Source organism: Pseudoclavibacter sp. RFBA6 (genome assembly GCF_002931575.1).
Lineage (GTDB): Bacteria > Actinomycetota > Actinomycetes > Actinomycetales > Microbacteriaceae > Pseudoclavibacter > Pseudoclavibacter terrae.
On the sequence record NZ_PSUA01000015.1, the window covers coordinates 264,720 to 276,743 of the forward strand.

The following is a 12,024-nucleotide window of genomic DNA, read 5'->3' on the forward strand; positions in this document are numbered from 1 at the left end:
CACCTATCCCACAACGAAGGAGAACTCCCTTGGGAACCCTCGACAGCAAGATCGCACTCATCACCGGAGCAGCCTCAGGCATGGGCCGCGCCATGGCACTCGGATACGCGCAGGAAGGCGCCCACGTGGTCATCGCCGACCTCAATCTCGACGGCGCCAACACCGTCGTCGACGAGATCCGAGCGGCGGGTGGCTCCGCATCCGCGAAGTCGCTCAACGTGAGCAGCACGGAGGAATCGAAGCGGGTCGTCGACGAGATCGTCGCCGAGCACGGAAGCCTCGACATCCTCGTCAACAACGCGGGGGTTGGTCTCATCAAGCCCCTCGACGAGATGACCCCGGATGAGTGGGACCGGATCTTCAACGTCAACGTCAAGGGGCTCATGTTCCTGACGCAGGCCGCCTGCGTGCCGATGCGTGATCAGAACAGCGGCAAGATCATCAACATGGCCTCCATCGCGGGACGCCGCGGCGAAGCCCTGGTCTCGGCCTACTGCGCCTCGAAGGCGGCCGTCATCTCCATCACCCAGTCCGTCGCCCTCGCCATGGCCCCGTACGGCGTGAACGTCAACGCCATGGCCCCCGGCATCGTCGACACGCCCTACTGGAAGCAGGTCGACAAGCAGTTCGGCGATCTCACCGGCAAGGCGGAGGGTGAGACGTTCAAGGAGAAGTCCGCAGACGTGCCACTCGGCCGCACCTCCGTGCCGGAAGACATCGTGCCCCTCGCCATCTTCCTCGCCGGCCCGGGATCCAACTACATCACCGCCCAGACGTACAACGTCGAGGGCGGGATGGTGATGAGCTGAAAGGCACCCCATGACCTACGACATCTTCGCAACCGGCTCACTTCTCGGAGCGCAGCCCGCAATGCGCATCGGCGCGGACTGGGTGCACACCGACAGCACCAGCACGGTCGACAATCCATCGACAGGCGAGGTCATCGCTCGCGTCCCGGTCGGCGAGAACGGGCATATCGATGCCGCGCTGGGACAGGCGAGCGTCGCGCAGCGCGTGTGGGCCAAGCGCTCCTACGTGGACCGCGCATCCGTGCTCGAGGAAGTGGTGAGGCAGGTGGATGCGCACGCCGAGGAACTCGCGCAGATCGTCGTCGCCGAACAGGGCAAGACCATCGTCGAGGCCCGTGGCGAGATCGAGGGAGTGAAGGGGTTCCTCGGCTACGCGATCAGCCAGAAGTACCGGAACATCGGCGAACTCGCTGCCCCGTCGAACCGCGACCAGCAGCTCGTGATCCGGGAGGAACCCGTCGGTGTGGTCGCGGCGATCATCCCGTGGAACTTCCCGGCGGCGATCTTCTCCAGGAAGGTGGCGCCCGCCCTCATGGCAGGCAACGCCATCATCGTGAAGCCCAGCGGAGTCACCCCGTTGTCGTCACTCGCACTCGCCCGCGTCTTCGAACGCGCCGGGGTGCCTGACGGACTCGTCAACGTCATCACGGGGCCAGGCCGCACACTCGGCGCGGCGCTCGTCGAGCATCCGCTCGTCAGCATGGTGACCGTCACCGGGTCGACGAGGGCTGGGCAGGAGATCCTGTCCGCCGCGGCGAAGAAGGTCATCCCCGTCTCCCTCGAGCTCGGGGGCAAGGCTCCCGTGATCGTCTTCGACGACGCAGATCTCGACCTCGCCGTCGACCACGCTTTCGAGGCGCGCTTCATGAACTGCGGCCAGGTGTGCACCTGCAACGAGCGTACGTACGTGCAGCGCGGCGTCTACGACGAGTTCGTCGCTCGATTCCTCGAGCGGACGCGCGATCTCGTCGTCGGCGATCCGACGGATGAGGCGACCCAGATGGGGCCGAAGGTCTCTCAGGAGGAGTGGCAGAAGGTGAAAGAGCACGTCGACCGCGCTGTAGCGGCAGGTGCGACGCTCGAGTTCGGCGGTGGCGCACCCGCCGGCATGGAGGACAGCCCTGGCTACTGGTTCGCCCCAACGGTGCTCACCAACGTCACGAACGACATGGACATCGTCCAGCAGGAGGTGTTCGGTCCGGTCCTGCCGATCATCGTCTTCGACGAGTACGAGGAGGTCATCGAGTGGGCGAATTCAACCGTGTACGGCCTCACCTCTCACGTCTACACGACTGACATCCGCACAGCGATGTCCGCGACCGACGACCTGGAGTTCGGCGAGGTCTATATCAACCGGATCGGCCCGGAAGAAGTCCAGGGGTTCCACGCGGGCTGGAAGATGTCCGGTCTCGGCGGAGACGACGGCATTCACGGGTTCGAGCGGTACACCCGTCGCAAGACGATCTACACGGAGTACGCCAGAAGGGCCGGATAGCCTGGGGGGCGAGGGCCGGCGCCGCGAGCGTCGGGCCTCGCACCGCTCAGCACGCACGAGTCCCGACACACCGCGAAAGCCGGCCGCACCATGAACGCCACCCCCCAGCCGATGCGCGCTCGCCTCATCGACGTCGCCAACGCGGCTGGCGTCACGAAGTCGGTGGTCTCCCGGGCGCTCAACGGTGACACGACGCTGAGCATCAGGGACGAGACGCGGGCGCGGATCCTCGAGACCGCGCTCGCGCTGAACTATGAGCCGCACGCGGGCGCGCGGGCGCTCGCCGGTGCCCGCACACGCTCCATCGCACTGCTGGTTCCCGATCTCACCAACGCCGTGTATGCGCGGATCGCGCGAGGAACGTACCTCCGTGCCAGGGAGCGGGGCTTCGTCGTGCTGCTGGCCGAGGACGCGGAGTGGTCCGAGACGCAGTCGGACTACACCGACCTCGTCAGCGCCGGGCGCGTGGAGGGCCTCCTCATCGCGTCGGCAAGGGAGAAGCACCCTCTTCTCAAGGATGGGCGGCTCGACAACGTGCCGCACGTCTTCGTGAACCGGACCGTGACGGGGTCCAACAGGAACGTGGGGGTCGACATGGCGAATGCCAGCAAGACGGCACTCGACTACCTGTATGCCCTTGGCCATCGCACTCTCGGGCACATCTCGGGACCTGGGGATGTCTCCCCAGCGCGAGAACGAGAACGGGGCTTTGTCCTCGAAGCCGTCGCACTCGGGATCACACGGCCATGCGTCGTGCACGAGCCGTACACGGAGGCGGGCGGGTATGTCGCCACGCAGCGCATTCTCGACACGGATCCGGGAGTGACGGCCATCTACGCGGGCACGCTGCCCCAGTCGATCGGAGCGCTGAAAGCCCTCCATGACCTGGGCAAGCGGGTTCCAGAGGACGTCTCGCTGCTCTCCTACGACGACATGCCGGTTGCCGCGTATCTGCAGCCATCGCTGACGACCATGGCCCTTCCCCTGCAGGAGCTGGGGACTGCGGCGACGGATGCACTCCTCGATCAGCTCAGTGGCATCGCCCCGAAGGATGTGGTCCTGACGAAGCAGGCGGAGGTCATCGAGCGCGACTCGACAGCACCGCCTCGCCAGTGATCGTCTGTGGATGCGCCCAGGCGCGAGCGCAAGGACGTCAGCGACGGCGGCGGCGCGTGCCGAGCAGGGCCCCGATGACGGAGACCAGCAGCCCCGTCGCCCCGGTGATGAGGCCGACGATGGTGAGGAAGCCCGCGCCGATGTTGGCGTCGAGGGCGGTCGGGTCGGTGATGAGGTGCGCTCCCGCGAGCGCGAGGAATCCGACGGCGAGCAGGACGGTTCCGAGGGTCTGCAATTGGGTTCTCGCTTTCGTCGCGGCGATCGGGGGTCACTCCACCCAACAGCACCTGGATGCACCGAAACCGACAGTCGCTGCGGCGCGGCGGCTGTCTTCGGGCAGCGCAGCCAGCTCACCGGCCTCTACTTCGTTGAAGTCGCTGTCGCCTCGTCGCTTTCGGCATCGTCGGCTGGCGGCAGCAGCACGATCTTGCCGACGAGCATCTTGCTGAGGAACGCCTTCTGGGCTGCTTCGATGTCTGCCACGTCGTAGGTGGCGGACACGATGGGGCGGATCTCGTCGCGTTCGATGTAGCCGATGAGGTTCTCGAAGACCTCGTCCTCCTGGAACGTGCAGCCCAGGAGGCGCAGGTCGTTGAGGTAGATCGTGCGCAGGTCGAGCTCGACGATCGGCCCGCCGATCGCCCCGGCCACGGCATACGCCCCTCCTCGCCGGAGCACGGCGAGCAGATCTCGCATCTGCTCGCCGCCGACGAGATCCAGGACCACGTCGACCGACTGCTCCCCCAGGGCGGCGACGATGTCCGTTCCCCGGTCGAGCACCTCATCGGCCCCTGCCTCCCGCACGGCGTCCCATTTCGACGTGGATGCGATGGCGATGACGTGCGCGCCTCGCCGCTTGGCGAGCTGCACGGCAGCGAGCCCTACGCCGCCGGATGCGCCTGCGATGACCACGCGGTCGGCGCCGACGTCGGCTCGGTGGAGCATGTTCTCCGCGGTCGAGTAGGCGCACGGGATGCTCGCGAGCGCCGCGTCCGACCAGTCGCTGTCGATCCGGTACGACTCCGCGGCCGGCGCGACGAGGAACTGTGCGAAGCCGCCGTCGCATTCGCTGCCGAGCGTCCAGCACTCGTACGGGCGGTTCTCGACGTAGCTGCGGAGCATGTTGCGCACGAGGACGCGCTCGCCCACGCGGGTGGTATCCGCCCGCTCGCCGACGGCGACGATCACGCCGCACGCATCCGCGCCCTGGATGCGCGGGAACCCGAGCGCACTCCCAGACCAGGCCGCGTCCTCGTCCGTGAGGTCAGCGAAGCCCGTGCTGCCTCCGGATTCCGTGCCGGTGGTCACCGTCTTCGAGTACCAGCCGATACGGCTGTTGATGTCGGTGTTGTTGACCGCGGAGGCAAGTACCCGGATGAGCACCTCGTCCGGGCCGGGCGTTGGCACTGGGTAGTCGGTGCGCACTTCGAGCTTGTCGAAGCCGCCGTGGCCGGTGAGCACTGCGGCCGTCATGGTCTTTGGGATCTTCGCGTGAGAGACGGTCAAGATGAGCTCCTCGTTGAGCGAGTGAATTGTGTCGGATAGGTGGGCAGGGCGCGGCCGGGCAGGCTCAGGCCCGTGCTTGGTTAGGCTCCGCCTTGATGTCGCGTGCAACCTTCAGGCCACTCTCGATAGCCCCGTCGAAGAAGCCGGCCCAGAGGTTCGCCCAATCGGAGCTCGCGAAGTGCAGCGCGCCCTCTGAGCGCTGCAGCTCGGCCTGACTTGCCGTGTACTCGCCGGGCCGCTGGATGAGCCACGTCTCGCGGGCGAGCGGGTCCTCCATCCAGTTGTGGGCCGCGAGCTCAAGCACCTCGAGGTCGTCGCGCCAGGTCTTGAGCGCGTCACTCACTGCCTCGATCGACGTGATGTCGAGCCGCGACCCGGACGCTCCGAACGCGACGAGCACGGCGTCCTCCGCTCCGACGAACTCCGTGCGCACAACGGAGAGCGGATGCGCCTGGCTCGAGTACGCGAAGAACGGCTTGATGGGCCCCTTGACGCGGATCCAGAGCTTGAGGCCCTGCGAGGCGGTGCCGGCGCGGCTCGCCCGCAGCTTCTCCTCGCTGAGCGCCGGTTCGACGGGGAGCTCGTGCAGGACGTTGAGGGGAACGGTAACGACGACTCGGCGCGCGCGGATCACGGCCCCGTCGCTCGTCGTGACGTCGGCACCGGTCGAGTCGTGGCGGATGCCCGTGACGGCGGTGTTGAGACGGACCTCGCCGGCGAAGTCGGCGCGGATGGCGTTGGGGAGCTGGTCGTTGCCGTCCTCCAGCCGGTAGATGGCGCTGGCCTCGTGCATGAGGTGCCACTTGCCGCCCGTGGCTGCTGTCCACCGCACCGCGGCCGAGTAACTGACCTCGTCGAGCGGGGCGTTGGTGTGCCCGACCCAGGCCGCCTCGTTTGCGTTGCGGGTCTCCTCGTCGAGGTCGAGGGCGTCCAGGGCCTGCTGCAGCGTCAGCTTGTCGGCCGCCTTGAACTCGTCGCTCGTCGCGACCTGGTCGGGGCGCGGCAGGATCTGGTTGCTCGTGCCGACGAGGCGTTCCATGCCGTCGTCGATGACCTCCATGAATCCGGCGAGGTCTCCCTTTCGCACCTGGTCGCCGGCGAGCCAGTACGTCTCCTCGGATCGCGGCCCTCGTCCTATCCGGAGCCCATACCTGGCGACCTCCGCCCAGACGTGCGGCTGCACCCAGTGCATCCAGTTCCCGCCGAGCTCAAGGTGCTGACCGAGACGGTCGTCAGTCCAGAGGCGCCCGCCGATGCGGTCCCGCGCCTCGACGACGAGCACGCGTCGCGAGTCGCCCTGCAGCTCCCTCGCCGCGGTCAGCCCCGCGAGCCCTGCTCCGACGATGAGCACGTCGACCTGCTCGGTCGTTCCGTTGTGTTCTGCCATGTGATCTTCCTCTTTCACAAAATCTGGACGGGAGCGCAGGCCGGATCGGGCTCAACGCGCCTTCTTCTGGGCCGCGTGCTTCTCGACTTCGGCCGGGGTCGGCAGCAGCATGGTCGCCGTGTCGATGCGCTCGTTGGTGTCCTGCCCGCGCACCAGCTCGCGGGCCTCCTCGATATCCGTGACGACGGGGACGGAACCCAGCAGCGGGCGAGACCCCGTCTCCCGCATCCGGGTGATCGCGAAGAGCGCGACCGCCGAGAAGAACATGACGTAGAAGGCTGGCGCGTACGTGTTCCCGGTCGTCTGCACGAGCACCTGACTCACGAGCGGCGTCGTGCCGCCGAAGATCGAGATCGCGATGTTGTGCGTGAACCCGACGCCGCCGTAGCGCGATGCCGTGGGAAACAGCTCCGACATGAACGCGCCGGTCAGGGAGAGGAAGAAGGCGCTCGGCATCATGATCAGGATGAGCGCGCAGTACAGCGCCCAGATCTCCCCGAACTGCATGAGCCAGAACGCGGGAAGCAGCAGCACGAGGTTGCCGATTGTAGCCATCGTGTAGATCGGCTTGCGACCGATGCGGTCGGACCAGCGCCCCACGAACGGGATCAGGACCGCCTGCATCAGGATGATCACGACGGCGGCGGATGCGACGTGCACCGCGGTCATGCCGATCTGCGTCTCCATGTAGGTGGGCATGTAGCTCGTCAGCATGTAGCTCGAGGTGCCGTCGGCGGCGATCACCGCGATGCCGATGAGGATCTGTGGCCAGTACAGGCGCAGGATGTTGCCGAGGTTCTGGCGCACGAAGAGCGGGTTGACGTCCTCTGCCGACGCTTCCCTGGCGGCCTCGAAGCTCGGCGACTCTGAGATCTGCTTCCGCAGCGAGATCGCGACGAGCCCGAGCGGGAGAGCGATGAGGAACGGGATGCGCCACCCGCCCTCCAGCATGGCGTTCTCGCCCCAGGCCGACGTGGTGATCCAGGTCGTGAGCGCCACGGTGCCGGCGCCCGCCGCGAAGCCGAGCTGCGACCCGGAGTTGAGGAGCGATGTCCAGAGGCCGCGGCTCCGGTCCGGGGAGAATTCGGCGACGTACGTTGAGGCCCCGGAGTACTCGCCTCCCGTGGAGAAGCCCTGCAGCATCTTGAGGAGGTACAGCGGGACGATGACCCAGAGCCCCACTTCTCCAGCGGTGGGCAGCAGACCGATGCCCGTCGTTGCCGCGGCCATGAGTGCCATCGTGAAGAACAGCACCTTGCGGCGCCCGATCTTGTCTCCGAGCGGCCCGAGGATCATCCCGCCGAGGGGTCTGACGATGAACGAGACCGCGAAGCCGAGGAGGGTCACGAGGAGGCCGGTGCTGCGATCGAGACCTTCGGTGAACACCGAGGTCATGATGACGGCGAGGTAGCCGTAGACGCCGATGTCGTACCACTCGATGAAGTTGCCGACCCCGGCACCGATCTGCGCCTTGCGGAGCTCCTTCTTGTCGACGACGATACAGTCGTCGACTTCGAGGCGCCGGTTCGGCCCCAGTGGTCGTCGTTGAGCTCTGGGCTGGGGGGACATGCGTGTCCTTCTCTCTTGAACATCGGTGTTCAGGCGCTGACTCGAGCCCGCGGTGGGGCCTTGTCGGTAGCTCGCCGCGCTCTGCATTCCGGTGTACTCCGCAAACCTGCGACGCCGGCGTCTTTCTGTGCGACATCGGCGTCGGTCGGTAAAACAGTTCGTTGAATGAACAGTACTTCGAAAAACTGAACTCAGCGTATGCCTGCGGGGCACTTCGGTCAAGACGTGAGCTACGAAACACCGCAGACCACGAAAGGCTCGCGGCTTATGAACTAGATGTTCATTCAATGGACGCGACGGTCACGTTGAAGTGAAGACGCTCACCGGGGCTCCACGATGACCTGCCGCTGAGCGCCAAGACCGTCGATCCCGAGTTCAACGACATCACCAGCAGCGAGGAAGACCGGAGGCGTGTGCCCCATTCCCACGCCTGGCGGGGTTCCCGTGTTGATCAGGTCGCCCGGCTCGAGCACCAGGAACTGACTGAGGTACCGCACGATCTCGAGTGCGTCGAAGACCATGGTCGAGGTCGATCCGGTCTGGCGCCGCACGCCGTTCACGTCGAGCCAGAGATCAAGCGCAGTAACGTCTGGCACTTCGTCCCTGGTCACCAGCCATGGGCCAGCAGGGTTGAAGGTCTCAGCCGACTTGCCCTTCGACCATTGGCCACCGCGCTCCGTCTGGAAGGCGCGCTCGCTCACGTCATTCACGACCGCCCACCCGGCGATCGCGGCCCCAGCCTCCTCGCGCGACGAAAGGTAGGACGCGCGTTGCCCGATCAGGATGCCAAGCTCGACCTCCCAGTCGAGTTTCGTCGACCCTCTCGGGATGCGGACGTCATCATTCGGTCCGACGAGGGTGTTGGGCGACTTCGTGAACAGGATCGGCTCGTCCGGAACAGCCTGGCCGGTTTCGGCTGCATGGTCGGAGTAATTGAGGCCGATGCAGAGAATCTGGTGCGGCCTTGCGAACGGCGCGCCGATGCGCTCCTCCCCGAGCGCCTCCACTCGCCCAGCCCTGATGCGCTGCTCGACCACAGGACGGATGCGCGCGACGCCGCCAGACGCGAAGAACTCTGCGTCGAAGTCGTCGACGATGTCGGAGAGCGCGACGTAGCTGGACTCACCGACGAGCACACCGGGGCGCTCCGCGCCCATCTCGCCGATTCGGATGAGTTTCATACTGAACCCCTCGGGTTGTGTTCACTGAACGAACTTGAAGTTGCACTAGCGAACCGAGCGTAGTCAAGGGAAGCGTGAACTGAAACAGGGAGATCTTTGCTGCCACTTGCGCGCTCGGACCGCAGAGGGCACACTGGTTGAAGATCACTGAACGAACATACTGTTCAGTCAGTGAACCGACAACGACGTCACAACACGGGCCACTGTCGACCCGACGAAAGGACCACCATGCACGCGCTCAACGCATTCCTCACGCAGCTCCTTCGCTCAAGCGGAGAAGCGCAGCGGTCGGCCATGGCCCCGCGACCCTTCACTGACCCGACGCCGTCGGGGTGGATCGCGCTCCCCTGGGAGGGCCTTCAGTTCAGTGGAGCACCAGAGTCGGCCGCATCGAGCGGTACCGGCCAGGGCGTCGCAGAAGCCGCAGATGAGTACCTGCGCTCCCTGACCACGAGCGAGTCCCGCACCGACTGACCACTCACCCGCACGAGCTGGCCCGAACCCCCTGGGGGTGCGGGCCAGCTCGCTTTCCGGAGCCGATGAGCAAACGAAGTATCATCAGGTGAACAGCCGGTTCGAAGATGGGGTGATCCGTATTCAGGAGACAGACAGCGGCGCAGACGTCGACGAGGCTCGCGAAGAGGCCGACGCCGCCCCCGACCTGACCAACCGATCCGTCCTGCGCGCGATGTCGTTGCTCGCCGAGCTCGGCAACCACCCGGAGGGCGCGACGGCAGCGGAGCTCGCTTCCGCGACCGGGCTGGCCCGGCCCACGGCCTACCGTCTGCTGCTCAGCATGGCGCACGCCGGCATGATGGTGAACACCGACGGCAAGTTCTCGCTCGGATGGGAGATCGCGCGTCTGGGCCGCCTGGCCGACCCCCGCAGTGGCCTGAAGCCGCACATCCAGGTCTACATCGACCGGCTCTCCACCGACCTCAACGAGAGCATCGGCTACGCCGTCGCGACGGGGCCGACCACGCTCGACCTCATCGCCGAGGCTGACAGCCAGCACATGCTCTCGTCGTCGCAGAAGTACGTCGGCCGGAAGCTCCCCCTGCACGCGAGCTCCACCGGGAAGGTCCTCCTCGCGAACCTCACCGACGAGCAGGTCGTCGCTCTGCTGCCGGCCAAGCTGCAGGAGTTCACCCGGTTCACGATCACCGACCGCGACCTCCTGCTGCGCGAACTCGGCGAGGTGCGCGCGAGGGGATACGCCACGATCGACAACGAACTCGAAGAGGGGCTCTTCTCCGTCGCGGTCCCCGTGCACGACGGCGACTCGAACCTCATCGGCGCCATCTCGGCCTCCGGGCTGGACCAGCGCATGAAGGCGGCGAGCGTCCACACCTTCATCGAACGACTGCAGCGCGCGTCGAGCGAGATCAGCACCCTCATCCGGGGCCTCTAGCGCGAGCAGGACTGGACCGACGAGCTCAGCGCCCCACCGGTGTCGGCGGGGCGCTGAGCCGTCTGACGCGCAGTTCCTACTTGCCGTCGACCAGCCGCGGTGCAGCATCCTCGGTCTCGTCTCGCAGGACGTCCGGCAGCAGCCGCGCGGGGAATCCCTGGAACGCGACCGGACGCAGGAACCTGTCGATGGCGGCGGTGCCCACCGACGTCGAGCCGCTCGCGGTCGACGCCGGGTAGGGACCACCGTGCTGCTGCGCGTAGGTCACCGAGACTCCGGTGGGCCACTGGTTCCAGAGCACACGCCCCGCTCGGTTCGCGAGTACGTCGACGAGGTCGGCGAGGTCATCGCCGTCTTCCGCCTGCAGCGACGCGGTCAGCTGCCCCTCGAAGGCTTCGGCCAGCTCAAGGAGCTGCGACTCCGACTCGTACTCGACGACAAGCGAGGACGGGCCGAAGCACTCCCCGAGCTGCGCGGCGGGGTCCGCCAGCACCGCCTCGGCGGTCGTGAGCTGCATGGTCGGCGACGGCTGCTCGCCGAACGGGTCGGGTCCCGCGTTGATGACGGTCGCCCCGTTCTGCTGCAGGTTCTTGACGGCTTCGACGTACCCCGACTGGATGCGCGCGTTGAGCATCGCGGTACCCGCCGGCAGTTCCGCCTCCTTGAGGGCGGCGAGGACCTTCGACCCGCGCGGCACGAGGATCGTGCCCGGCTTGGTGCAGAACTGGCCGCTGCCCATCGTGTAGGACGCGACGAACTCGCTGGCGATCGCAGGACCTCGAGCCTGGTCGGCTGCCTCGGTCACGAACACCGGGTTGTTGCTCCCGAGCTCCCCGTAGAACGGAATGGGCTCCGGGCGGGAGGTGGCGAGCTCGAAGAGCGCGCGTCCGCCGGGGATCGAACCGGTGAAGCCGACGGCCTTGACACGTGCATCCTGGATCGCGCGCCGGCCCGACTCGGTGCCGACGATGAGCGCGAAGGTTCCTGCCGGCGCCCCCGCCGCGCTGAGCGCGCGGTTCACCACCTTGGCCGTCTCGACCGAGAGCTCGATGTGCCCGTGATGCGCCTTGACGATCACCGGGCAGCCGGCGGCCAGGGCCGAGGCTGTGTCGCCGCCAGCCACTGAGAACGCGAAGGGGAAGTTACTGGCTGAGAACACGAGGACGGGACCGAGCGGCACCTTGATGCGGCGCAGATCTGGGCGAGGCGCCCCCATCGGCCAGTCAGCATCGGCGTGGTCGACCCTTGCGTCCAGGTAGCGACCGTCCTGGACGGTCTCGCCGAAGAGGCGAAGCTGGAACGTGGTGCGCTTCAGCTCCCCCCGGAGACGAGTCTCGGGGAGGTTCGTCTCCCGCTGCCCGATGGGAACCAGGTGGTCCGCCGCCGCGTCGAGGGCGTCCGCGACTGCGTTGAGGTACTGGACGCGCTCATGGCGCTCGCCTCGACGCAGGACCATCGCTGCGGTCGCCGCGCTCTCGAGGAGCTCATCGAGTTCCGTTGGCGTCGTCTCCCCGAGTGTCTTCGCCTGGGGTGCTGTTGTCGTCATGTGC

Annotated in this window: 11 protein-coding genes; 5 read left to right on the forward strand and 6 right to left on the reverse strand. The window is 66.9% G+C overall.

Annotation, left to right across the window (positions count from 1 at the left end; genetic code table 11):
- Positions 1-29 precede the first annotated feature (29 nt).
- From C5C17_RS15960 to C5C17_RS15970, 3 genes are all read left to right on the forward strand, one after another.
- On the forward strand, positions 30-809 hold the full coding sequence (locus C5C17_RS15960) for a glucose 1-dehydrogenase (protein ID WP_219820523.1): 780 nt from the start codon (positions 30-32) through the stop codon (positions 807-809).
- Positions 810-819: 10 nt separating this feature from the next.
- The gene (locus C5C17_RS15965; protein ID WP_104254378.1) at positions 820-2,304 is read left to right on the forward strand and encodes an aldehyde dehydrogenase family protein; all 1,485 of its coding nucleotides are present in this window, start codon (positions 820-822) and stop codon (positions 2,302-2,304) included.
- 90 nt (positions 2,305-2,394) lie between these two features.
- Positions 2,395-3,420: a LacI family DNA-binding transcriptional regulator gene (locus C5C17_RS15970; RefSeq protein WP_104254379.1), complete on the forward strand. Its 1,026-nt coding sequence runs from the start codon at positions 2,395-2,397 to the stop codon at positions 3,418-3,420.
- 37 nt (positions 3,421-3,457) lie between these two features.
- Here C5C17_RS15970 and C5C17_RS15975 read toward each other — a convergent pair whose 3' ends face one another.
- The 5 genes from C5C17_RS15975 to C5C17_RS15995 all read right to left on the reverse strand — a co-directional run bounded on the left by C5C17_RS15975 (position 3,458) and on the right by C5C17_RS15995 (position 9,063).
- On the reverse strand, positions 3,458-3,655 hold the full coding sequence (locus C5C17_RS15975) for a hypothetical protein (RefSeq protein WP_104254380.1): 198 nt from the start codon (positions 3,653-3,655) through the stop codon (positions 3,458-3,460).
- Between the two features lie 125 nt (positions 3,656-3,780).
- A complete protein-coding gene (locus C5C17_RS15980; RefSeq protein ID WP_258066249.1) occupies positions 3,781-4,926 on the reverse strand; it encodes an alcohol dehydrogenase family protein in 1,146 nt (381 codons plus the stop codon).
- Between the two features lie 64 nt (positions 4,927-4,990).
- A complete protein-coding gene (locus C5C17_RS15985) occupies positions 4,991-6,313 on the reverse strand; it encodes an NAD(P)/FAD-dependent oxidoreductase (RefSeq protein ID WP_104254381.1) in 1,323 nt (440 codons plus the stop codon).
- Positions 6,314-6,364: 51 nt separating this feature from the next.
- Positions 6,365-7,882 carry an MFS transporter gene (locus C5C17_RS15990; RefSeq protein ID WP_104254382.1) on the reverse strand — a complete coding sequence of 506 codons (1,518 nt, stop codon included), beginning with the start codon at positions 7,880-7,882 and terminating at the stop codon, positions 6,365-6,367.
- 320 nt (positions 7,883-8,202) lie between these two features.
- Complete coding sequence (locus C5C17_RS15995) at positions 8,203-9,063, reverse strand: fumarylacetoacetate hydrolase family protein (RefSeq protein ID WP_104254383.1); 861 nt, start codon at positions 9,061-9,063, stop codon at positions 8,203-8,205.
- Positions 9,064-9,291: 228 nt separating this feature from the next.
- Between C5C17_RS15995 and C5C17_RS16000 the strand changes: the two genes are divergently transcribed.
- Together C5C17_RS16000 and C5C17_RS16005 are read left to right on the forward strand one after the other, a co-directional pair.
- The gene (locus C5C17_RS16000) at positions 9,292-9,537 is read left to right on the forward strand and encodes a hypothetical protein (protein ID WP_104254384.1); all 246 of its coding nucleotides are present in this window, start codon (positions 9,292-9,294) and stop codon (positions 9,535-9,537) included.
- Positions 9,538-9,625: 88 nt separating this feature from the next.
- Positions 9,626-10,474, forward strand: a complete 849-nt coding sequence (locus C5C17_RS16005) for an IclR family transcriptional regulator (protein ID WP_104254385.1) — start codon at positions 9,626-9,628, stop codon at positions 10,472-10,474.
- A 76-nt stretch (positions 10,475-10,550) separates the two neighbouring features.
- Here C5C17_RS16005 and C5C17_RS16010 read toward each other — a convergent pair whose 3' ends face one another.
- Positions 10,551-12,020 carry an aldehyde dehydrogenase (NADP(+)) gene (locus tag C5C17_RS16010; protein WP_104254386.1) on the reverse strand — a complete coding sequence of 490 codons (1,470 nt, stop codon included), beginning with the start codon at positions 12,018-12,020 and terminating at the stop codon, positions 10,551-10,553.
- Positions 12,021-12,024 lie beyond the last annotated feature (4 nt).

Excerpts from the sequence above, each read along its gene's own strand:
- C5C17_RS15965 (WP_104254378.1), top strand. The coding sequence starts at position 820 with ATGACCTACGACATCTTCGCAACCGGCTCACTTCTCGGAGCGCAGCCC.
- C5C17_RS15970 (WP_104254379.1), top strand. The coding sequence starts at position 2,395 with ATGAACGCCACCCCCCAGCCGATGCGCGCTCGCCTCATCGACGTCGCC.
- C5C17_RS15985 (WP_104254381.1), bottom strand. The coding sequence starts at position 6,313 with ATGGCAGAACACAACGGAACGACCGAGCAGGTCGACGTGCTCATCGTC.
- C5C17_RS15990 (WP_104254382.1), bottom strand. The coding sequence starts at position 7,882 with ATGTCCCCCCAGCCCAGAGCTCAACGACGACCACTGGGGCCGAACCGG.
- C5C17_RS15995 (WP_104254383.1), bottom strand. The coding sequence starts at position 9,063 with ATGAAACTCATCCGAATCGGCGAGATGGGCGCGGAGCGCCCCGGTGTG.
- C5C17_RS16000 (WP_104254384.1), top strand. The coding sequence starts at position 9,292 with ATGCACGCGCTCAACGCATTCCTCACGCAGCTCCTTCGCTCAAGCGGA.
- C5C17_RS16010 (WP_104254386.1), bottom strand. The coding sequence starts at position 12,020 with ATGACGACAACAGCACCCCAGGCGAAGACACTCGGGGAGACGACGCCA.